Source organism: Allobosea sp. 10N428 (assembly GCF_056394545.1).
In genome coordinates, this window is the sequence record NZ_JBFTIC010000003.1 from 261045 (window position 1) to 281317 (window position 20273).

Annotated in this window: 19 protein-coding genes; 6 read left to right on the forward strand and 13 right to left on the reverse strand. The window is 67.0% G+C overall.

The window, feature by feature from the left end; translation table 11 throughout:
• Nucleotides 1-30: 30 nt before the first annotated feature.
• From AC1DDA_RS11535 to AC1DDA_RS11570, 8 genes are all read right to left on the reverse strand, one after another.
• Nucleotides 31-1548: a flagellin gene (locus AC1DDA_RS11535; protein ID WP_476795840.1), complete on the reverse strand. Its 1518-nt coding sequence runs from the start codon at nt 1546-1548 to the stop codon at nt 31-33.
• A gap of 7 nt (nt 1549-1555) precedes the next feature.
• Nucleotides 1556-3427 (reverse strand): flagellar hook-associated protein FlgK, encoded by a 1872-nt coding sequence (gene flgK, locus AC1DDA_RS11540; protein WP_476795841.1) that lies wholly within the window; start codon nt 3425-3427, stop codon nt 1556-1558.
• A 59-nt stretch (nt 3428-3486) separates the two neighbouring features.
• Complete coding sequence (locus AC1DDA_RS11545) at nt 3487-4884, reverse strand: flagellar hook protein FlgE (RefSeq protein WP_441513724.1); 1398 nt, start codon at nt 4882-4884, stop codon at nt 3487-3489.
• 175 nt (nt 4885-5059) lie between these two features.
• Nucleotides 5060-6073: a YcjF family protein gene (locus AC1DDA_RS11550; protein ID WP_476795842.1), complete on the reverse strand. Its 1014-nt coding sequence runs from the start codon at nt 6071-6073 to the stop codon at nt 5060-5062.
• A 27-nt stretch (nt 6074-6100) separates the two neighbouring features.
• The gene (locus tag AC1DDA_RS11555) at nt 6101-7546 is read right to left on the reverse strand and encodes a YcjX family GTP-binding protein (protein ID WP_476795843.1); all 1446 of its coding nucleotides are present in this window, start codon (nt 7544-7546) and stop codon (nt 6101-6103) included.
• A gap of 13 nt (nt 7547-7559) precedes the next feature.
• Nucleotides 7560-8075: a SixA phosphatase family protein gene (locus AC1DDA_RS11560; protein WP_441513727.1), complete on the reverse strand. Its 516-nt coding sequence runs from the start codon at nt 8073-8075 to the stop codon at nt 7560-7562.
• A gap of 51 nt (nt 8076-8126) precedes the next feature.
• Complete coding sequence (locus AC1DDA_RS11565) at nt 8127-8351, reverse strand: helix-turn-helix domain-containing protein (RefSeq protein WP_476779167.1); 225 nt, start codon at nt 8349-8351, stop codon at nt 8127-8129.
• 9 nt (nt 8352-8360) lie between these two features.
• Nucleotides 8361-8999: a DUF2975 domain-containing protein gene (locus AC1DDA_RS11570; RefSeq protein ID WP_476795844.1), complete on the reverse strand. Its 639-nt coding sequence runs from the start codon at nt 8997-8999 to the stop codon at nt 8361-8363.
• 16 nt (nt 9000-9015) lie between these two features.
• Between AC1DDA_RS11570 and AC1DDA_RS11575 the strand changes: the two genes are divergently transcribed.
• A complete protein-coding gene (locus AC1DDA_RS11575; RefSeq protein ID WP_476795845.1) occupies nt 9016-9642 on the forward strand; it encodes a hypothetical protein in 627 nt (208 codons plus the stop codon).
• On the opposite strand, the gene AC1DDA_RS11580 is transcribed toward AC1DDA_RS11575, so the two are convergent.
• Nucleotides 9617-10462 (reverse strand): AAA family ATPase, encoded by an 846-nt coding sequence (locus AC1DDA_RS11580; RefSeq protein WP_476795846.1) that lies wholly within the window; start codon nt 10460-10462, stop codon nt 9617-9619. The genes AC1DDA_RS11575 and AC1DDA_RS11580 overlap by 26 nt on opposite strands.
• 212 nt (nt 10463-10674) lie before the next feature.
• On the opposite strand from AC1DDA_RS11580, the gene AC1DDA_RS11585 reads away from it, so the two are divergent.
• A complete protein-coding gene (locus tag AC1DDA_RS11585) occupies nt 10675-12468 on the forward strand; it encodes a cation:proton antiporter domain-containing protein (protein WP_476795847.1) in 1794 nt (597 codons plus the stop codon).
• Here the strand turns inward: AC1DDA_RS11585 and AC1DDA_RS11590 are convergent.
• Together AC1DDA_RS11590 and AC1DDA_RS11595 are read right to left on the reverse strand one after the other, a co-directional pair.
• Nucleotides 12404-13507 carry a glycosyltransferase family 4 protein gene (locus AC1DDA_RS11590; RefSeq protein WP_476795848.1) on the reverse strand — a complete coding sequence of 368 codons (1104 nt, stop codon included), beginning with the start codon at nt 13505-13507 and terminating at the stop codon, nt 12404-12406. The two genes, AC1DDA_RS11585 and AC1DDA_RS11590, sit on opposite strands and share 65 nt — an antisense overlap.
• A complete protein-coding gene (locus AC1DDA_RS11595; protein ID WP_441513734.1) occupies nt 13507-14412 on the reverse strand; it encodes a UDP-2,3-diacylglucosamine diphosphatase in 906 nt (301 codons plus the stop codon). Before AC1DDA_RS11595 ends, AC1DDA_RS11590 begins: the two co-directional genes overlap by 1 nt.
• Nucleotides 14413-14554: 142 nt before the next feature.
• Between AC1DDA_RS11595 and AC1DDA_RS11600 the strand changes: the two genes are divergently transcribed.
• From AC1DDA_RS11600 to AC1DDA_RS11615, 4 genes are all read left to right on the forward strand, one after another.
• A complete protein-coding gene (locus AC1DDA_RS11600; RefSeq protein WP_441513735.1) occupies nt 14555-15334 on the forward strand; it encodes an SDR family oxidoreductase in 780 nt (259 codons plus the stop codon).
• 269 nt (nt 15335-15603) lie between these two features.
• Nucleotides 15604-16527: a DMT family transporter gene (locus AC1DDA_RS11605; RefSeq protein WP_476795849.1), complete on the forward strand. Its 924-nt coding sequence runs from the start codon at nt 15604-15606 to the stop codon at nt 16525-16527.
• Between the two features lie 120 nt (nt 16528-16647).
• Nucleotides 16648-17268, forward strand: a complete 621-nt coding sequence (locus AC1DDA_RS11610; RefSeq protein WP_476795850.1) for a helix-turn-helix domain-containing protein — start codon at nt 16648-16650, stop codon at nt 17266-17268.
• 202 nt (nt 17269-17470) lie between these two features.
• Nucleotides 17471-18640, forward strand: a complete 1170-nt coding sequence (locus tag AC1DDA_RS11615) for a GGDEF domain-containing protein (RefSeq protein ID WP_476795851.1) — start codon at nt 17471-17473, stop codon at nt 18638-18640.
• Here the strand turns inward: AC1DDA_RS11615 and AC1DDA_RS11620 are convergent.
• Both AC1DDA_RS11620 and AC1DDA_RS11625 read right to left on the reverse strand, forming a co-directional pair.
• On the reverse strand, nt 18637-19245 hold the full coding sequence (locus tag AC1DDA_RS11620) for an HAD-IA family hydrolase (RefSeq protein ID WP_476795852.1): 609 nt from the start codon (nt 19243-19245) through the stop codon (nt 18637-18639). The genes AC1DDA_RS11615 and AC1DDA_RS11620 overlap by 4 nt on opposite strands.
• A gap of 90 nt (nt 19246-19335) precedes the next feature.
• Complete coding sequence (locus AC1DDA_RS11625) at nt 19336-20265, reverse strand: c-type cytochrome (RefSeq protein ID WP_476796187.1); 930 nt, start codon at nt 20263-20265, stop codon at nt 19336-19338.
• Nucleotides 20266-20273: the final 8 nt, after the last annotated feature.

A 20273-nucleotide genomic window follows, 5' to 3' on the forward strand; every position in this document is an offset into this window, starting at 1 on the left:
TTCCTTTTGAGGCGGGAGTGAGCGGAAAGCTCAGAGGAAGTTCGTCAGCGACAGCTTCGAGAGCATCGAGGTCACCTGATAGCTTGCCTGCAGCTGCGTCTGCAGCGACAGGATCTGCGTCGCGACTTCCTCGGTCGAGACATTCTCGATACCCGACAGCGTCGTCGTCAGATAATCCTTGGTGCTCTGATGGCGCTCCTTGGCGCTGGCGAGCGCCGTCTGAGCGGAGCCGAGCTCGGTGATGATCTCGGCCGGCTTCTGGGTGCTGCCGCCGAAACCGAGCTTCTCGCTGACGCGCGACGTCATTGCCTCGTAGCGCGCCTGCGAATTGGCGTCGCCGGCCGGGAAGTTCTCGACCGCCATGATCGCGAACTGCGCGAGGCCGACGCGGAACGCCTCCTCGTTCGCCCGCGCGCCCGTCCCCACGATCTGGCCCTGGTCGATCTGGACCGTCGAGGTGCTGCGCGCCGGATCGGAGCCGTCATCGCCGCGATACCAGATCACCGTCGTCGCAGCGGCGCCGGCATTGGTCGGCGGTGCTGTTGCCGTGTCGAAAGGCGGTCCGGGCACGCGCTTCGGCGGGTTGTTGAGGCTCCCGGCGAAGAAATCCTGGGCTGCGACCTGCGAGGAGGCGGCCGAGAGCGTCGTCTTCGCCTCCTTGCCGAGAGCCGCATTGATCGAGTTGCGCAGATTGGCCGCCGTGGCGTTGGGATCGGCGCCGATCTCGAAGGAATCGGTGTCCGAGCCGGTCGTTCCAGTGGCCCGGGCGGTCAGGACGATTTCCTCCTGCGTCCCGTCCGGCAGGTTGAGCTTGAGCCGAACCGTGTCGCCTGCCGCCGGCTGCGACGCGACATTGACGGAAACATCCGCCGGCGGCCCGGGGTTGAAGGTCGTCGCCAGCGCTGCCGAGCTGCCGGAAATTCCGGCGATCTTGAAGCCATAGGGGTGAACGGTCGCCTCTTCGGCGATGGTCGCGGTCGTGCCGGCGCCGCCGGCCGTCAGCCGTCCCAGCCCGGAACCGAGATCGGCCTGCCGGCGCTCGTCGATCAGTTGCTTCAGCCCCGCCTTGCCGGCGCCGTCGCCATTGATGATCTCGTCGAAGCCGGCCGCGGGCTGGGTATCCGAGGTCTTCCCGGAGAAGAGATAGCGGCCGTTGACCGCGATATTCAGCAGGTCGAGGGACTGCTTGAACTTTTCCTCCGCCAGAACCTGCGGCGAGGACCGGCCGCTGGCACTCGGCACATAGCTGTTGGAGCGTGTGTCGTTGCGCGTCTCGCTGGTGAGCTTCGCGAAGTTCTCGACCGACGTCGTCTGCAGCTTCAGGTTCACATTACTGAGGTCGATGCCGCTCAGCCAGGAATCAAGCGTTGAGATCTTGGCGTTGAGATCGAGGCTGACGCGTCGGTCGATGCCGAGATCGCCATAGCTCGTGCTGCGCTGCTTGGTATCGAGCTGGCGCTGGAGATCGTCGAACTGCGCGCGGGTCGAAACGAATTCGTTGGGCTTGGCCGCGCGATAGGCACCGGTTCCATAGGCGGTGATGGTCATGGTGGGCTCACACTCTCAGCAGCACATCCATCATCTCCTTGACGGTGGAGATGATGCGAGCATTGGCGGCATAGGCGTTCTGAAGCTCGATCAGCATCGACATTTCCTGGTCGACGTTGACCTGCGCGGTTTCCTGGAAGCGGCTCTGGATCGAGGCGAGCGCGACCTGCTGGCCTTCGTCGAGACGCTTGGCGGCTTCGACCGCCTGTCCTTGGGAAGAGACCACGCGCTGGACGAAGTTGCCGATCGTCGTGTTCGAGGTCGCGCTGTTGCCGTCGAGGCCGACGGCGTTGGTGAAGGAGCGCTGGCTCTGCGTCAGCCGGTCCAGCATCACCTTCGGACGGGTGACGTCGCCCTGCGCCGTGGCGGGCGAGGTGTTGTACACCGCGAGCAGCGAGCGATCCGCGACCAGCGCCGGATTGACCGTGATCCGCGCGGCGTAGCCGACGCTCTGCGACCCACCGTCATAGGAACCGGTGAAGGGGACGCCCGCCGAGCCATCGACGAAGAAGGGCAATTCCGGGGTACCGCCGGCCGCGGACAACGCCGTGTTGGTCGGCCGCGACGTCAGGCCGATCACGTCGCGCGTCCCGGCAGCGCCGTCGTCGACGATGCTCAGCACCGAGCCCGTGTTGGCGACCGTGAAGCCCGGGCCGACGGCCGCCTGGATCTGCGCCGCGACGGAAGCCGGGCCGCCGGAGAAATCGATGCCGATCACGCGGTTATTGGCATCGCCGCTTGCCGAGGCCGGCAAAGGCAGCGACGCGGCGGAATCGACGCGGACGAAAGTGAAGCGCTGGGTCTGGCCGCCCGGCGTCACCTTGTAGTCGAGCGTCATCGTATTGCCGGACTGCAGCCCGGCCGTGTCGACCTCGAAGCCGGAGGCCGCGCCCGCCGTCACGGGAGTGCCCGCGATCTCGCGGTCCGAGAGCGCCTTCGACATCTGCGCAGCGATTTCGTCGAGCTGGGCCTGCGCCTGCACCAGCGTCTTGTCGCGCAGCTCGATGTTGGCGGCGATCTCGCCCGAGCGGAAGACGCGGTTCGCGATGGCGTCCGAGACGTTCCCGGACGAATCCTTCATCGTGATGGTGCCGACGCCCCGCTTCGCCGGGTCGGCGTTCCACTGATCGTCGGGGCCGAGCCCGCTATGCTCGTCGAAGCCGAAGGTGACGGAGGGCCGGCCGTCGAAGAGCTGCGTGCCCGATCCGGTGACGACCGAGACCGAGCCCCGCGAATCCTCGGTCGTCTTGATGTCGACATACTGCGAGAGCTCGGACAGGATCAGGTCGCGCTGATCCCTCAGGGTCGCCGTCGAACTGTCGTTCGGCGCCGCCACGATGCGGGAATTGACCTTGGTCAGCGCACCCAGCAGGTCGTTGACCTTGGTGACGGCGTTGGCGATGCTGTTTTCGGACTGGGCGCGCAGAGCCTGCACGCCATTCGAGAGCGTGTTGAGCTGCCGGGCCAGCTGCGTTGCATTGTCGATGACCTGCGAGCGCAGGCTGTACGAGGACGGGTCGTTCTGCAGCGACTGCAGAGCGCCGGTGAATTTGCTGAAGATCGTGTCGAGTGCGGTCGCGCTGCCCGGCGCACCATAGAGCTTGTCGAGGTTCGAAAGCGCGCTCGCCCGCGTCGAGGTATAGGCGGCGCCGGAGGACTCCTGCCAGAGCTGATGCTGGACGATCTTGTCGAGCAGCCGCTGGACCTGCGAACTCTGTACGCCGATCGTCAGCCCGGAAAGGCTGTCGGCAGTCGAGACCTGCCGCCGGACATAGCCCGTCGTCCCGGCATTGGCGACGTTCTGCGAAACGACGCCGATGCCGAGTTGCGTGGCATTGAGCCCGCCGATCGCCGTGTTGAGGGAAGTACTCAGACCCATCGCCAACTCCTGTCGCTAGCCGCGGCCCTTCTGGGCCGCTTTCAAGCCGGACGCGTCGCTCAGCGGATGATGTTGAACACGGAGGTCAGCATCTCCTGCGCGGTGGTGATGACCTTGGTGTTGGCCGAATAGGCCTGCTGGGTGACGATCATCTTCGAGAATTCGTCGGCGATATCCGTGTTCGACTGCTCGACCGAGCCGCCGACCAACTGCGAGGTGCCCAGCCCGATGATCGGCGGGCCGGATTCGATCGTCTCCTCGAAGGCGCCGCCGTCGAGCCGCTTCAGCGAATTGTCGGCGTTGAAGCGCGCCACCGAGAGCTGGGCGAGCGCGACGACCTGACCGTTGCTGAAGGTGCCGATCACCTGCCCCTCGGCCGAGACCGAGACGCGATCCAGCGTGCCGGCCGTGTAACCGTCCTGGCGGATGCTGCGCGCATCGATTTGGCCGCTGACGTCGCCGTTCTGGGTCAAGCCGTTGCCCCCGGTGGTGAGGTTGATGCCAGTGACCGTGGTCCCGCCGATCGTCATCGTCGGCAGCGCGATATTGCCGCCAGCAGGGTTCGTCATCTGCCCGGTGGCATCGAAGGTGATCGAGCTGTTGACATTGCGATAGGCGACGGCGCCGCCGGTCGCACCGGTGTTCTCGGCGACGAACAGGTTCCAGGTGTCGGTCGTCGGCGGCGGGCCAGCCGATGCGTTGGTCGTCTTGGCCCAGCGCAGCTCCACGCTGGTCGCCTTGCCGAGCGTATCGTAGACCGTCACCGACCCGCCCGGGATCGACTGGCTCAGGAAGCTCGTCATGTCGCTGCCGACGACCACGCCGGTGCCGCCCTGGGTGGTCGAGAGCGGATTGGAAGCAAAGCCCGTCGAGCTCAGCAGCTCCGAGCCCGCAACCGCGCTGTCGGCATTGTTCGTCTTCGGATAGGCCGGGATGTTGGCGCGATACTCGATAGAGGTCGTCGCCTTGGCCGGGAACTGCTCCTTGGTGATGCGCAATACGTCGGGCTGGGTGCCGATAAGCTGGCCCGTCACCTGGTCGATCTTCAGGCCCTTGAGATAGTAGCCGGCGCCGTTGACGAGATAGCCGTTCGCGTCGAAGTCGAAATCGCCGCGGCGGGTATAGAGGTTCTTGTTGGCGAACTGCGTGTTGGCGCCGACGCCGCTCGAACGCTGATCGACCACGAAGAAGCCGTCGCCGTTGATGGCGACGTTGGTGTCGATGCGGGTCGGATTGAGGTCGCCCTGAATCGAATTGGTCGATTGGCTGTAGGCGGCGACAGAGCCGGCGATCTGCCGGTTGAGCGCCGCATCCGGCACCAGATCGGCGAAGGTGGTATCGACGCGCTTGTAGCCGGCCGTCCGCGAATTCGCGATGTTTCCGGAGATGTTCTCGAGCGCATAGGACTGCGCCGTCATACCCGAAACCGCTGTCGTCAGCGCACTGAAAACACCCATGGAACCCTCACCTCGACCGGCGCCCCCCAAGGGCTGCCCACAACTCGAGGTTTGATCTGCATGGCGCATGCCATACGGGTGTTCGTTTTATTTCAGAGGGTTACATCGTTTACGAAGGGTTTTCCGGCAGTCCTGACCGGGCAGATTCGCCTGCGGCCGGCAGAATCTGCCGGGCTCAGCTCCCGGAGGCCTTGTCCGCGCGCCAGGAAGCCAGATCGCCAGCCACCTCCGCAAGAGTGGGCGGCTTCGCCTCGACGAAAGGCAGCGGCCGGCAGACCTCCAGCGCCGCAAGACCGATGCGGGCCGTCAGCATGCCGTTGATCACGCCCTCGCCGAGCTTGGCCGAGAGCCGGGCCGCGAGCCCCTGTCCCACCAGCTGCTGAATCACCGCATCGCCCGCCGCGATGCCGCCGGTCAGGACGAGATGGTTCATCACCTGCCGCGCCAGCCGGAGCAGGCCCAGCGTGCCGGGCCGCCCCGCATAGATGCCGGCGATTGAACGCAGCAGGCGGGCGCAGGCGACCAGCACGAAGACGACATCGACCAGCGCGCGCGGGCTGACCGCAGTGACCAGCGACACCCGCCGCGCCGCCTGCGCGATCTGCGCCTGTGCCATCGCGTCGAGCGGTACGAGCAGGCTGCGCTCCGCCACCGTCAGCATGTCGCGCGCCGCGAAGAGCTGCGGCAGCGCCTCCTGCAGCGCCGCACGGCCTTGCGCCGTCTGCGCCCGGCTCTTGTAAAGGCTGACGAGTTCCTCCGCGATCGCCCTGCCTTCATCCGGCGTTCCGCCTGCGAGCGCCAGCGTCGCGCGCTCGCGCAAGGCCTCGACCTTCCGTTCGCGCAGGATGTCGCGCAGCACCCGCGCCAGCATGACGAGCAGCGCCAGCGCGGCAACGGCGGCGCAGACCAGCGCCGCATAGCCGAGCATCGGATTCTGGCTCATCAGCGCGGAGATCGTGTTCTCGACCCAGACGCCGGCCGCCAGTGCCAGGAACCCGGAAAGCCCCGCGACGAACAGCGAACCCCAGGAGAAGCCGCGCCGGGCTGCCGGGGCGGCGGCCGGGACGATGGCGTCGATCGGCTCGCTCTCGGGCAGGATCGCGACATCGCCGCGCCGAATGGTGCTCTCGCCGACGATCTCCTCCTGCCCCGATTGGTCGAGGCGAACCGCGCGCGGTGCCTTGGTCATGGCCGGAATCTGCTCATGACAGCCTCCTCATGCCAGCCTGTCGCCGATGAGGAATTCCAGCGCACGGTCGAGGCGGATCTGCGGCGGCGGCTTCGAACGCCCGCCCGCATCCGGCTCGACCAGCGGCGGCCGGAAGCGCGGCGCCCTCACCAGCCAATGCGCCTTCGGGTCGAAGATCGCCTCAGGCCGCTCCGGCAGCTCGCCCGGGAAGATCGCCGCTTCCGCGAGGCCATCGAAGATCTGGCCGTCGATCTCCTCGCCTGCCTCAGGCACCCCGGCGATGGCCGGGAATTCCTCGCGCCCCTGCTTGATTCTGACTTCATGCGTCGCGCGCACCGCCGCGAGCGCCATCGACTCCACCTTCGCCCCGGCCCCCTGCGCCCGCGAAGCCGCCCGCCCGACGAGATGCGACATCACCGCCGCCAGCCGGTCATGGCTGCTGTGGTGGATATGGTCGGCCTTGGTGGCGGCGAAGAGCACACGCTCGATGCGCGGCGCGAACAGGCTCGAAAGCCAGGAATTGCGGCCGACCGAGAAGGCGGCGAGCGCCTGCCCCAGCGCAGTCTCGAGATCGGCCAGTGCCGGGGCCCCCGCATCGAGCGCAGCCAGCACGTCGACCAGCACGATCTGCCGGTCGAGCCGTGCGAAATGATCGCGGAAGAACGGGGTGACGACGACGCGCTTATAGGCTTCGAAACGCTCGGCCATCAGCGCGGCGAGCGTGCCCGGCCTGGGCTCGCGATCATGGCCGAGATCGAGCGGCGCGAAGGTCAGCGCCGGCGAGCCTTCAAGGTCGCCCGGCATCAGGAAGCGCCCCGGTGGGGTCACCGCCACCGCCTCGGGATCGGCCCGCAGACGCGCCAGATAGCTTTTGAACAGGTCGCTGGCCGCCTCGGCCACCAGCTCGTCCGGCGCCCCGTCCGGATCGCGCGCCGGCAAATCCGCGAGCCAGGCCTCGGCGGCGGCGCGCCGATGGGCCTTGCGGGCATCGGCCACCGCCTGCGCCGACCATGTCTTGTAGTCCTGCCCGATCAAGGCGAGGTCGAGCAGCCACTCGCCGGGATAGTCGACGATGTCGAGCGTCAATGTCGCCGGCCCCTTGAACCAGCCGGCTGCGCGCTCGTAATCGATCTCGACCCGGAGTTCCGCGATGCGCTTCGTCGAATCCGGCCACCGCCTGTCGGCCCCGGTCATCGCAGCGCGATGCGCCTCGTAAGGGAAGCGCGGCACCTCCGGGTCGGGCTGCGGCACCAGGCGCACGCGGGCGATCCGCCCTTCGGACGCCGCCTTCAGCACCGGCAACCTCGCCCCTTCCATCAAATTCTGGATCAGAGCCGTCGTGAAAACCGTCTTGCCGGACCGCGAAAGCCCGGTGACGCCGATCCGCAGACGCGGGCGCGCCAGCCCGAGGAGGCTGTCGCCGAAAGCCAGGGCAGCGCTGCGGGCGCTGTCGAGATAGGAAGTGTCGCTCACGACGACGCCGGCATCACTCGTCCGGTCCCTCACCCAGCGAGCCGGGGGTGACGAAGCGGTCGAGCCTTCCGCCCCGCTCGGCCACATCGCGCCAGTCGTCGACGGCGAAGTCGAGCACGGCAAGGCCGCAGGTCGGGTATTTCTGGTTCATCCGCGCCGCCGCATAGCGGTCGCCATGGCCGGTCAGCAGATGCGCCAGCTCCTCGAAGCCGGGATTGTGTCCGATCATCAGCAAGGTGCGGACGTCGCCTTCGATATCCTGCACCACGTCGAGGAGGCGCCCGACCTTGGCTTCGTAGATCCGCGGCTCGTACTGTGTTGCGGGCTTTTCAGGCAGCATCGGCGCCACCAGCTCCCAAGTCTCCACAGTGCGCTTGGCCGGCGAAATCAGCACCAAATCCGGCAGCAGCAGCTCATCGGCGAGGTAGCGCCCCATAACGGGCGCAGCTTCCCGGCCGCGCGTGGCCAGCGGTCGGTCCCGGTCGGCCACACCGGCGGGCCAGTGGGACTTGGCGTGGCGCAGAAGCATGAGGCGTCGCATCGGAAGAACGTAGCGATGACGCCGATGATTTGCGAGGGCTCAATCGCCCTCGGCTTCCTCTCCGGCCTCATAGCGCAGCAGATCGCCGGGCTGGCACTGCAGCACGGCGCAGATCCGCGACAGCGTATCGAAGCGCATGCCGCGCACCTTGCCCGATTTCAGCTGCGAGACCTGCTGCTCGGTCAGGCCGATCCGCTGTGCGAGTTCCTTCGAGCGCATCTTGCGGCGCGCCAGCATGACATCGAGTTCGACGACGATGGGCATGGCGCCGCCTTACACGAAACTTTGATTCTCGTCCGACAGGCGGATCGCTTCCCGCAGCACGTGGCCGAAGGCGATCAGCGTGGCGCCGGCAGCCAGTGCCGCGAAGATGCCGGGATCGAGCATGATCGCGATCTGCCTATGGCCCGCGGGGTTGTCGAAGGTCAGCGCCATGCTTTGCACCGCGCGCACGATCGGCGTCGCGGCGCCGAAGCCAGCAAGAAGCCAGCCGACGCGCAGCAGGCCCGAGGCGTTCTCCTCGACGAGAACCCTGCCCTCTCCGAACGCCCGAAACAGGCCCCCCAGCCGCAGCATCGCCAGAATGAAAAGCCCCGCCGGGATCCAGGCGAGAGCGAACGCTGCCCAGTAGCCCCTCGCCGAAGGGGCGACAGGGGTATTGTCGATCCCGATCCCGATTGTGCTCCGGGCATGGCGAGCGAGCGCCTCCGCATCAGTCCACAGCCAGATGAGGCCGAAGAGCATGAGCAATCCTGCGGCATAGCTGAAGGCGCGTGCCCATCGGCTGACGCTGCGCAGGCGGCTGGCCGCCTCCCGGGAAAACGCGCTCACAGGCAGGGGCGACGCCGGCATGTCTATTCCCTCGGTTGACAAAATTAATCTAATAGCTTCATTTTTTAATGTCAAAGGCATTCACTGAAGAGCCCTCATGCGTATCCCCCAACCCGCCTGCCTCGTCCTTGCCGGCCTGCTCGCCGCCTGCGGCCATGTCCCGCTGACCTCGCTGCCCAAGCTGTCGAAGATCGATATCCGGACGACGCAGCTCGCCGATCTGCGGGCCGGCATCAGCCTGCCCGCCGACATCCGCCCTCTCCCGGGCGGCGTCACCATGACGATTGTCGCCCTGCCCAAGGATGGCGGCCGCCACGAGCGCAAGGTCGTGCTGGAGGAGGTGCGCGACGCAAGCGAGCTCGCCAAGCTGCCTGTCCTGGCGGCGCCCGGTCGCCGCTTCACCGTGTTCAGGCTGAGCGACGGCGATGCCGCGCGCGTCAGCGCGTTCCGGGAGGAGATGTTCGTCGGGCCGCAGAACAGCGGCAATCGCGGCAGCCTTGCCATGGCGGCCGAAAAGGCCTGCCGGCTCGGCGACCTCTCGGGCAAGCCGATCCCGATGACGAGCTATCTCAAGACGTCGGAGACGCAGGATTATGTGCTGCTGACCCGCGATGTCGATCTGGGCGAGGCCGTCCGTTCCGTCGACCCCAAGCTTGATCTGGCGACGGCGATCCCGCCCTGCGACGCGGTCAGCGGCCTCAGCGGCTCTCGCGCCGCGCCATGAAGGCGAGCTTCTCGAACAGCGAGACGTCCTGCTCGTTCTTGAGGAGCGCCCCGTGCAGCGGCGGGATCAGCTTGCGCGGATCGCGCTCGCGCAGCACCTCCGGCCCGATATCCTCGGCGACGAGCAGCTTAAGCCAGTCGAGCAGCTCCGAGGTCGAGGGCTTCTTCTTGATGCCGGGCACCTCGCGCACCTCGAAGAACAGCCGCAGCGCCTCCTCCATCAACCGCTTCTTGATGCCGGGGAAATGCACCTCGACGATCGCCTGCATCGTCTCCGCATCGGGGAAGCGGATGTAATGGAAGAAGCAGCGCCGCAGGAAGGCGTCCGGCAACTCCTTCTCGTTGTTGGAGGTGATGATCATCACCGGCCGCTGCGCCGCCTTGATCGTCTCGCCGGTCTCGTAGACGTGGAACTCCATGCGATCGAGCTCGAGCAGCAGGTCGTTCGGGAATTCGATATCGGCCTTGTCGATCTCGTCGATCAGCAGCACGGGCCGGACCGGCGAGGCAAAGGCCTCCCAGAGCTTGCCGCGCTTGATGTAGTTGGCGATGTCCGAGACCCTGCTGTCGCCGAGCTGGCTGTCGCGCAGGCGGCTGACCGCATCGTATTCGTAGAGGCCCTGCTGCGCCTTGGTCGTCGACTTGATGTGCCAGGTGATGAGCGGTGCGCCGAGCGCCGCCGCCACCTCCTCCGCCAGCACCGTCTTGCCGGTTCCCGGCTCGCCCTTCACCAGCAGCGGGCGCTCCAGCCGGATCGCTGCATTCACCGCGACGGTGAGATCCTCGGTCGCGACGTAATTCTCGGTGCCGGCAAAGCGCATGGACAGTCCTTCTGATCGAGCCGCGGACGCTAGCGCATCCCGGCCGATAGCGGAAACCGCTATTCTTTTGGCGATATCGGCCCATTTGCCTAAAGGCTCGACAGGTAAGGCAAATTTCTCTCGGCCACCGCGATTCCAAGGTTGTGTTGCGCCGCCGCGAAACGCAAGAATTGCCGGACCATTTCTGCTCGTTCGAATCGCAGGGTCACCCTTTGGCCGGAACCGTCGATCCCTCCGTCTATAAGGACGCCGTCGTCGTGCTCGCGACGGCGGGCGTGATCGTGCCGCTCGCCAAGAGCCTCCGGGTCAACTCGATCATCGCCTTCGTCGCCTGCGGCGCGTTGCTCGGCCCCTATGGGCTGGGCGGCCTCGCGGCCAAGCTTCCGCTGCTGAGCAAGGTCACAGTCTCGAACGCGGAGGCGCTGGCCGGCCCGGCCGAGCTCGGCGTCGCCTTCCTGCTCTTCGTCATCGGGCTGGAGCTTTCCTTCGAGCGCCTGATGACGATGAGGCGCCTCGTGTTCGGGCTCGGCCTCGGCCAGGTCGGCCTCAGCGCGGCGGTCATCGGCCTCGTCGCCTATGCGTTCGGCCAGCCTGCCGCCGCGGCCCTCATCATCGGCTTCGGCCTCGCCCTCTCCTCGACAGCGATGGTCGTCGAGTTGCTCGCCGCCAAGAGGCGGATGACGACCTCGGCCGGCCGCACCAGCTTCGCGATCTTGCTCTGCCAGGACCTCGCGGTCATCCCGCTGCTTTTCCTGATCAGCGTGCTCGACGCGCAGAACGGCTCAGGCTCGTTGCTTGTGGGCTTGGCGCAGGCCTTCGTCCAGGCCTTCGCCGCCATCGCCACCATCATCGTCATCGGCCGGCTGGCGCTGCGCCCGCTCTTCCGCCTCGTCGCCTCGACCGAGTCGACCGAGAGCTTCATGGCAGCGACGCTGTTGACCGCGCTCGGCACCGGGTTGATCGCTGCGGCGGCCGGCCTCTCGATGGGGCTCGGCGCCTTCATCGCCGGGCTTCTGCTCGCCGAGACGGAGTTCCGCCGCGCCATCGAAGTCACGATCGACCCGTTCAAATCGCTGCTGATCGGCGTCTTCTTCCTCACCGTCGGCATGAGCGTGAACCCGGCCGAGATCGCGGCCAATCCCGGCGCCATCCTGGCGATTGCCGCCGGCCTCGTGCTGGCCAAGGCCGCAATCATCTTCCTCCTCGCCCGCCGCTTCCGGCTGTCGGCGGCGACGGCGCTCGAGACCGCGATCATGGTCGCGCCCGGCGGTGAATTCGCCTTCGTCCTGCTCAATGCCGCGACCGGCACGGGGCTCATCGACCATCGGGCAACCAGCATAGCGCTCGCCGCCGTGTCGCTGACCATGATCGCGCTGCCGCTGCTTGCCCGGATGGCCCGCCATCTCGCGCAGAAGCTGGCCCCTCCCGTCATCCTGCCCGACGAGGCGACGGTGCTGCCTCCCTCCGACCATGCGCCGCGCGCGATCGTCGTCGGCGGCGGGCGCGTCGGCCGGCTCGTCGCCTCGATGCTTGATGAGCACGGCAAGTCCCACATCGTCGTCGATTCGGATGCCGCGCTGATCACGGCACAACGCCGCGCCGGCCGGCCCGCCTTCTATGGCGATGCGAGCAAGCCGGAATTCCTGCGCCTCTGCGGCCTGGAGGAAGCGACGGCCCTGATCGTGACGATCGACAATGCGCGCGCCGTCGACGCCATCGTGCAGGCCGCCCGCATGCTGAGTCCCGACATCGTCATCGTCGCCCGGGCTCGCGATGCGACCCACGCCCGCCATCTCTACGAGATCGGCGTGAACGATGCCGTGCCTGAGACGATCGAGGCGAGCCTGCAATTGTCTGAAGCGGCGCTGGTCGGTCTTGGCGTGCCGATGGGCCTCGTCATCGCCTCGGTCCACGAGCGGCGTGACGGTTTCCGTGCCCAGCTCAAGCCGGCAGGCGCCGCGAAAGCCCCCGCCCTTCCGCGCCACGCCCGCTCGCGAAGGCTGTGAAGTTGGCAGCGCCCGCCTCGCGCGGCAGATAGCCGGCCTGCTGCGCCACGCGCCTGATATGGCCGTAGAACTGCGCCGCGCTGTTCGCCCAGCTGTATCGGGCGGCCAGCTCGAGGCAGGTCTCGTGCGGCACCCTGAGCGCCTGCATCGCTGCGCTTCGCAGATCTTCGTCGAGCACGGCAGCGCCGCTGCCGGCGAAGACATCGCGCGGCCCCTGAACCGGGAAGGCGGCGACCGGCAAGCCGCTCGCCGCCGCTTCCAGCAGCACGATGCCGAAAGTGTCGGTCAGGCTCGGGAAGACGAAGACGTCGGAGGAGGCGTAGATCGCGGCCAGCTCCTCGCCTTCCTTCACGCCGAGAAAATGCACGTCGGGATAGGCGCGCTGGAGATCGCCCCGCGCCGGCCCATCGCCGACCACGACCTTGCTGCCCGGCAGCCGCAACGACAGGAAGGCGTCGAGATTCTTCTCCACCGCCACGCGCCCGACGCTGAGAAAGATCGGCCGCGGCAGATCGAGCACGCTCTGCGGGCGCGGATGAAACAGGCCGAGATCGACGCCGCGCCCCCAGCGCACCAGATTCTGGAAGCCGTGCAGGCGCAGTTCGTCCTCCACTGTCGCCGTCGAGACCATCACCGCGGCAGCAGGATCATGAAAGCGGCGCAGCAGCCGATAGCTCCAGCTCTCCGGAATCGGCCAGCGGGCGGCGATGTATTGCGGGAAGCGCGTATGATAGCTGGTCGTGAACGGGCGCTTCTGGGCAAGGCAGACCGCCCGCGTCAGCCAGCCGATCGGCCCTTCCGTCGCGATATGGACATGGTCCGGCTCGAATTCGGCAACCCGCGCCGCGAGCGCCCGCCGCGTTGCCAGCGCCAGCCGAATGTCGGGATAGCTCGGCAGGCCGATCTGGTGGAACCCCTCCGGCGTCAGGGCCTGCGCGGTCACGCCGAAATCCGGCGCCGCGGCGATCATCCGCTCCAGCGAGCGCACGACCCCGTTGATCTGCGGGCGCCAGGCGTCGGTCGCGACGAGGACGCGCATCAGCGCGCTTTCCGCTCGGCCGTTTCCGGCTGAACGCCAAGAATGCGCGCCAGCTCGAAAGGCTGGAGCTTGCTCCGGGCGGCCTCGGCGAGCTCCGGCACGCCGACAGGGCGGGTCGGCACGACGACCGGCACTGCCGTTTCGCCCTTCAGACGGCCTTGCGGCCAGCGGATCAGCTCGAAATGTCCGTCATGATGCTCGACGAAGGCCGTGCAGCTTTCGACCCAGTCGCCGGTGTTGATGTAGGTCAGCCCCTCGATTTCGCGATAGGCGGCGTGATGGATATGGCCGCAGATCACGCCGTCGGCATTGTGGCGGCGCGCTTCGCTGGCGAGGCAGGTCTCGAACTCGCCGATATAGTTCACGGCGTTCTTGACCTTGTGCTTGGCCCAGGCCGAGAGCGACCAATGCGGCAGGCGCAGGACGCGCCGAACCTTGTTGATCACCATGTTGAGGCCGAGCGCGACCGTGTAGGCCCAGTCGCCGAGCAGGGCGAGCCATTTGGCGTTGCGCACCACGAGGTCGAACAGGTCGCCATGGATGACGAGCAGCCGCTTGCCGTCCGCAGTCTCATGGACGATCTCGTCGACGAGGGTGATGCCACCGAACTGCAGCCCGGTGAAATCGCGCAGGAAATCGTCGTGATTGCCGGTGACGTAGATCAGCTTCGAGCCCTTGCGCACCTTGCGCAGCAGCTTCTGGACCACATCGTTATGCGCCTGCGGGAAGTACCAGCCGCTCTTCAGCCGCCAGCCGTCGATGATATCGCCGACGAGATAGATGGTCGGCGCATCGTAGGCGCGCAGGAACTCCAGGACGAGATCGGCCTGCGCTCCGCGCGTCCCCAGATGCAGATCCGAGATGAAGATGCTGCGAACCTGCTTCGCGTCGTCCTCGTCGGCCATTCCGGAGAGCCCCCGCTGTTGCGATGCTCCGGGCGTGTGTCTGATTTGCGTTGCGCTTTGATGACGGCGCGTCCAATCCATGGTCAGGCTTGCCGACCAGCGGCCGCGTGACGGCAGCCTGCCGAGCTTACGGAGGAATCTGATGGATCTTGGAATTTCGGGCCGCACGGCCATCGTCTGCGCCTCCAGCAAGGGGCTCGGCCGCGGCTGCGCCGAAGCTCTCGCCGACGCCGGCTGCACGGTCGTGATCAACGGCCGCGACGCTGCAACCCTGGAAGCGACCGCCAGCGAGATCCGTGCCAGGACCGGTGCGACGGTCATCGCCGTTGTCGCCGACGTCTCGACCAAGGCCGGCCAGGATGCCCTGCTGGCAGCTGCTCCCAATCCCGACATCCTCGTCAACAACAATGGCGGCCCGCCGCCGAAGCCCTTCCGCCAGGTGACGCGCGAGGGCCTGCTCGAAGGCGTCGTGCAGAACATGGCGACGCCGCTGGAGCTGGTTCAGCGCGTCATCGACGGCATGATCGAGCGGCGCTTCGGCCGCATCGTCAACATCACCTCGGCGAGCGTCGTCACGCCTCTGACCGGCCTCGACGTCTCCTCCGCCGCCCGCGCCGGCCTCACCGCGTTTCTCTCCGGCGTCGCGCGCGAGGTCGCGCATGCCAATGTCACCATCAACAACATCCTGCCGGGCGTTTTCGACACCGACCGGATCAAGACCGCGACCAACAAGGTCGCCGAGATGCAGGGCATCAGCATCGAGGAAGCCACCAAGAGACGCCTCGCTGCGGTCCCGGCCGGGCGCCTGGGCACGCCGGACGAGTTCGGCAAGCTCTGCGCCTTTCTCGCCAGTACCAACGCCGGCTACATCACAGGCCAGAATTTCCTGATCGACGGTGGCGCCTTCCGCGGCACGTTCTGAGCCGCGCCGCCGGGCTCCGTCATGCTCGGGCTTGACCCGGGCATCTCGTGACACGAAGTCTCTTGCACCTTTGCCGGCGAGAGGTTCTCGGGTAGAAGCTTCGCTTCGCCCGAGAATGACGCCTGTCCCGTTCGGACTCCGAACTGAAGCGTCGTGCGCCGGGCACCGGGCCGGGCTGCAGAGTTCACGCTTCGCTTCCCGGCTTCGACATGGTCTAAGGAGGAACGGTTTCGACCGAAACCGTTCCTGCCCTCCCGCCGCGCGCTCCGTTGTCTCCTTTTCTCGGCATCACCCTCAAACTGATCTCGGCGCTGGCGTTCACGCTGATGTCTGCCGGCATCAAGTCGATCTCGACGCGTTATCCGACGGGCGAGATCGTCTTCATCCGCTCCTTCTTCGCGATGATTCCGCTGCTCATCTGGCTCGCCTGGCGATCCGAGCTGCCGGCGGCGCTGAAGACCGGCAATCTGCGCGGCCATCTCAAGCGCGGCATCATGGGCTCCACCGGCATGTTCTGCGGCTTCGCGGCCCTGCAGTTCCTGCCCCTCTCCGAGGCGGTCGCCATCGGCTATGCCGCGCCGCTCGCCGTGGTCGTGCTCGCCGCGCTCGTGCTCAAGGAGAAGGTGCGCATCTATCGCTGGACGGCAGTGACGATCGGCTTCGTCGGCGTCGTCATCATGCTCTCGCCGCATCTCGGCGCCGGCAGCCATCCGGTCGGCGGTAACGCTGCGATCGGCGCCGCGCTCGGCCTCGCCGGCGCCTTCTGCTCGGCCTTTGCCTCGGTCGAGGTCCGGCTCCTCACGCAGACCGAGCGCACGGGCGCCATCGTCTTCTACTTCATGCTGCTGACCAGCCTGCTCGGCCTCTCCACCATCCTGCTCGGCTGGAACCTGCCCGATATCAAGGACGCGGCCATGATGGTCCTCATCGGCATCCTCGGCGGGCTCGGCCAGATCCTGATCGTGCAGGCCTATCGCTACGGCGACGCCTCGCTGATCGCGCCCTTCGAATACTCGACCATGCTCTGGGCGGTGGCGATCGGCTGGTTCTGGTTCGGCGAATGGCCGGCGATGGCGATCGTGATCGGCGCCTTCATCGTCATCAGTTCCGGCATCTATGTGATCCTGCGCGAACGCCAGCTCGGCCTCGCCCGGCGCGAGCAGCGCGAGGTCGGCCCCAGCCGCATCACCTGAGCGTCGAACGCTGCCTCCATCCCCCGCATTCCGGCCCGAAGGCAGTCTTCGGCATTGTTCGCTTGTTCAAACGATCGTCCGCCGTTACAAACGGCCTCACAGTCGAAAGGGGCCGAATTCATGGGAATCGAGACGAAAGAGCGCGGCGGGCGGGAGCTTGAATCCGGGGCTCAGGTGATCTCGGGCCAGCTCGGCAAAACGATCCAGCGCCTGCGCAAGGCCTATAACTTCTCGCTGTCGGACCTCGCCGAGCAGTCCGGCGTCGCCAAGTCGATCATTAGCCAGATCGAGCGCAACGAGACCAACCCGACGCTCGCGACGATCTGGCGGCTGTCGCAGGCGCTCGACATCTCGATCGAACGCGTCCTCTCCAGCGGGGAGGAAGAGCCCTTCATCGAGAAGACCACCCGCGCCGACACGCCCATCCTCGTTTCCGAGGATGGCAAGCTCCGTCTCGCCATTGTCGGCTGGATCAAGACCGTCGAATGGCTGCAATGGTACGAGGTCACTGCCGAGCCCGGCGGCGAGCTCGATTCCGAGGGCCACCAGCGCGGCTCGATCGAGTCGCTCTCGGTGACGTCAGGCGAATTCGAGGTCGAGGTCGGCGACATCGTCCAGCGCGCCAAGGCCGGCGAGACCTTGCGCTATCGCTGCGACCGGCGCCACGTCGTCCGCTGCGTCGGCAACGAGGCGGGCAATGCCCTGATGGTCTGCATCCTCAAGGCTGCGGTGATGGAGTAGCACGCGGCGGCCCGAGCAGGCCGCGGCTGGCCATCGGCCTCCTTGCGCAGAAACGCCGGTGGATGACATGACCGGTGAACGGTTTCCTCGGCGTTCCCACAAGCTGTAATTAACTTATCTGCCCCAGATTGCCCGGGCTGGGGAGCTGGGAGCGTTCGATCATGACTGAAACCGAACACAGGTGCTGCTGACGGCGATACCGATGGATCTTGCAACCCTCTGGTATCTGACGACCGGCACGCTGCTCGTCGCCGCCGCGATGACCCTTTGGGAGCGCAAGGCGCATGCGCAGCGCTCGCGCGAACTCGGGCTCTGGGCCGCGGCCTATGCCGTGTTCGCCGCTGGCGGCATCCTGGCGATGAACCGCAACGCCCTTCCCGGCGTATCCGGCCCTGCCCTGACCAATATCGTGATGATGTTCGGCTACCTGCTGGTGCTGCAAGGGACGCTGGCTTTCGATAGCCGGAAACTGCATCCCGCCCTCATCGCGGGTCTGCTGGCGGCCATCGGCGCCGCCTGGTTCGCCGCCGGGACTGGCGCGGCGGCCTTGCTCTGGAACCATGTCAGCGCATTTCCCATCGCAGTCGTCTGCGCGGTCACTGCGCTCGCACTGCTTCGTAGCCGGACCGCCAGAAGACTGCGCTCTCGCCCGATCGCAATCGCCGTCTTCGCCGGCCACAGCCTGTTCTATGGCGGCCGCACCTTCGTCGTTCCGGTCCTGGCGGCGATCCATGGCGACCATGTCCTGGCCACCGTCGCGGCGATCACGATGTATGAAGCAGTGCTCTTTGCCGTGGCGATGTCGATGTCGCTGCTGGCGCTCGTGCGCGAGGAGGATCGCGCGCGCCTTCTCGCGACGACCCGCACCGACTTTCTCACAGGGCTCAACAACCGCCAGGGTTTCTTCGAACTCGCGCCCAGAAGCCTCAGTCGTCACGACACGGGCGCCGCGCACTCGCTGCTCGCCATCGATCTCGACCACTTCAAAGCCATCAACGACCGCTACGGACACGAGGCGGGCGACCGCGTTCTGAGACTCTTCGCCAGCACCGCCAAAGACATCGCCGGGCCCGAGGCGATCAGCGCACGCCTCGGCGGAGAGGAATTCGCGATCCTGCTGCCGAACAGGAATGGCGAGGAGGCGCGCACGATCGCGCAGGGCATCGCACAGCGGTTCGCCGAAAAAGCGGCGCAGAGCGATGGACTGGGAATTCCTGCGACGGTCAGCATCGGCCTTGCCGAGGCCAAGGCGCAGCAGGCCGATCTGGTCGCCCTGCTCGCCGCCGCCGACCACGCGCTCTACCGGGCCAAGACGCACGGCCGCAACCGCATCGAGAGCGCCAAGCCCGGGCAGGCGGCCAAAGCCGCCTAGGGTCTCACCCTCGCTATGAGCGCTCCGCCGCTTCCGCCATCAGGGCGGCGAGCGGCCGGCCCCCGTCCCACAGAGCCGCGCTCCATCCACACAGCCGAGCCGTCGACATTTGCCTGCTTGTCGTCGATGAAGAACACCTCGTCGGCCCGGAAGCCGCTCCCTGCTTCGACTGCCGCGAAGAACCGGGCATCCGGCTTGGCCGCGCCGAGCGCCGCCGCATAATGCATCCCGTCGAAACGGTCTCTCAGCGCGAGCTCCTCCCAGATGTGCCGCGCCCGCTCATGCTCCTGCACCGTGGCGAGGTGAAGCTCCACCCCGCCAGCCCTGATCGGTTTCAACTGCTCCAGCAGGTGCCGATCGAGATGGGCATCGTTCGCGAACCAATAGCGAGTCAGCGCCTCCGGGCTGAGATGTGGCGCTATCTCGGATAGCACCGGCCCGAGACGGTCGCGCAGAGCCGCGCGGCCGAGGACGACATCCTGCCAGTGCGGCCGGAAGAACGCCGCCTGCAGCACCTCCGGCGACAGGCCGAGATCGCGTTCGAGATGAGCGGACCATCCCCGCGGATCGGGATGCACGATCACGACGCCATCGACGTCGACCATCAGAGCCTTGAAGCGCATCAGGCGACGTTAGGGGCATTGCTCTGCATCGGCCAGGGCGTCCGCGATAACGGCATTCGATCCGGATCGCCGCTACTTCGTCTGCGGTCGCGGCGGGCCTTCGACCGGCGGCAGCGACTTCAGATATTCCGCCATCGCCATGCGGTCGGCGTCGGGAAGCTGCGCCATGTTGCGCACCACCGCGCCCATCGAGCCGCCGACGCTGTCGAAGCTCGGGGTGAAGCCGGTCTTGAGGAGCTCGGCGATCTCCTCCTTCGACCACTTCGCCAGCCCGTTCTCGGACTGGGTGATGTTCGGCACCCAGCCCTTGCCTTCCGGGTCCGGACCGCCGGCGAAGCGGGTCGCCGGCACGATCGCGCCGAGCACATTGCGGGCCGAATGGCATTCGGCGCAGTGGCCGGGACCATTGACGAGATAGGCGCCGCGATTCCAGGCCTCGCTCTTCGACTGATCGGGCCGGAAGGGCGCGCCTTCGAAGAACAGCAGCTTCCAGCCGCCGACCATGCGGCGGATGTTGAAGGGGAACGGCAGCTCATGCGGCGGCGCCCTGCCCTCCACCGGAGCCAGCGTGCGGATATAGGCGAAGAGATCGGCCAGCGCCCTCGGCGGAATCAGCCGATAAGACGTGTAGGGAAAAGCCGGGTAGAGATGCTGGCCGCGCGGCGAGACGCCGGCCGCCATCGCATCGACGAAGTCCTGCACGCCCCAGTTGCCGATGCCGTCGCGCGTATGCGGCGAGATATTGGGCGCATGGAAAGTGCCGAAGGGGGAGGTCAGCGCCAATCCGCCGCCGAGCTTCAGCTTGTCGTCGTGGCCGGGCGTGGCATGGCAGGAGGCGCAGCCGCCCGCCGAAAACAGCAGTTTGCCGTTCTCGATATCCGCGGCCGGCAGCGCGCCGATCTCCGGCGAAGGCGAGACCACGCGCGGGTCGGTGAGGACGTAGAAGCCGGCGAAAGCGAGCGCCGCCAGCACGACGAGGGTGACGAATAGGCGGCGCAGCATCAGCATCG

Excerpts from the sequence above, each read along its gene's own strand:
- flgK (WP_476795841.1), bottom strand. The coding sequence starts at position 3,427 with ATGGGTCTGAGTACTTCCCTCAACACGGCGATCGGCGGGCTCAATGCC.
- AC1DDA_RS11575 (WP_476795845.1), top strand. The coding sequence starts at position 9,016 with ATGCGTATCCCCCAACCCGCCTGCCTCGTCCTTGCCGGCCTGCTCGCC.
- AC1DDA_RS11560 (WP_441513727.1), bottom strand. The coding sequence starts at position 8,075 with ATGCTTCTGCGCCACGCCAAGTCCCACTGGCCCGCCGGTGTGGCCGAC.
- AC1DDA_RS11550 (WP_476795842.1), bottom strand. The coding sequence starts at position 6,073 with ATGACCAAGGCACCGCGCGCGGTTCGCCTCGACCAATCGGGGCAGGAG.
- AC1DDA_RS11620 (WP_476795852.1), bottom strand. The coding sequence starts at position 19,245 with ATGGTCGACGTCGATGGCGTCGTGATCGTGCATCCCGATCCGCGGGGA.
- AC1DDA_RS11570 (WP_476795844.1), bottom strand. The coding sequence starts at position 8,999 with ATGCCTTTGACATTAAAAAATGAAGCTATTAGATTAATTTTGTCAACC.
- AC1DDA_RS11545 (WP_441513724.1), bottom strand. The coding sequence starts at position 4,884 with ATGGGTGTTTTCAGTGCGCTGACGACAGCGGTTTCGGGTATGACGGCG.
- AC1DDA_RS11595 (WP_441513734.1), bottom strand. The coding sequence starts at position 14,412 with ATGGCCGACGAGGACGACGCGAAGCAGGTTCGCAGCATCTTCATCTCG.
- AC1DDA_RS11535 (WP_476795840.1), bottom strand. The coding sequence starts at position 1,548 with ATGACCATCACCGCCTATGGAACCGGTGCCTATCGCGCGGCCAAGCCC.
- AC1DDA_RS11590 (WP_476795848.1), bottom strand. The coding sequence starts at position 13,507 with ATGCGCGTCCTCGTCGCGACCGACGCCTGGCGCCCGCAGATCAACGGG.
- AC1DDA_RS11580 (WP_476795846.1), bottom strand. The coding sequence starts at position 10,462 with ATGCGCTTTGCCGGCACCGAGAATTACGTCGCGACCGAGGATCTCACC.
- AC1DDA_RS11625 (WP_476796187.1), bottom strand. The coding sequence starts at position 20,265 with ATGCTGCGCCGCCTATTCGTCACCCTCGTCGTGCTGGCGGCGCTCGCT.
- AC1DDA_RS11615 (WP_476795851.1), top strand. The coding sequence starts at position 17,471 with ATGGATCTTGCAACCCTCTGGTATCTGACGACCGGCACGCTGCTCGTC.
- AC1DDA_RS11565 (WP_476779167.1), bottom strand. The coding sequence starts at position 8,351 with ATGCCCATCGTCGTCGAACTCGATGTCATGCTGGCGCGCCGCAAGATG.
- AC1DDA_RS11610 (WP_476795850.1), top strand. The coding sequence starts at position 16,648 with ATGGGAATCGAGACGAAAGAGCGCGGCGGGCGGGAGCTTGAATCCGGG.
- AC1DDA_RS11600 (WP_441513735.1), top strand. The coding sequence starts at position 14,555 with ATGGATCTTGGAATTTCGGGCCGCACGGCCATCGTCTGCGCCTCCAGC.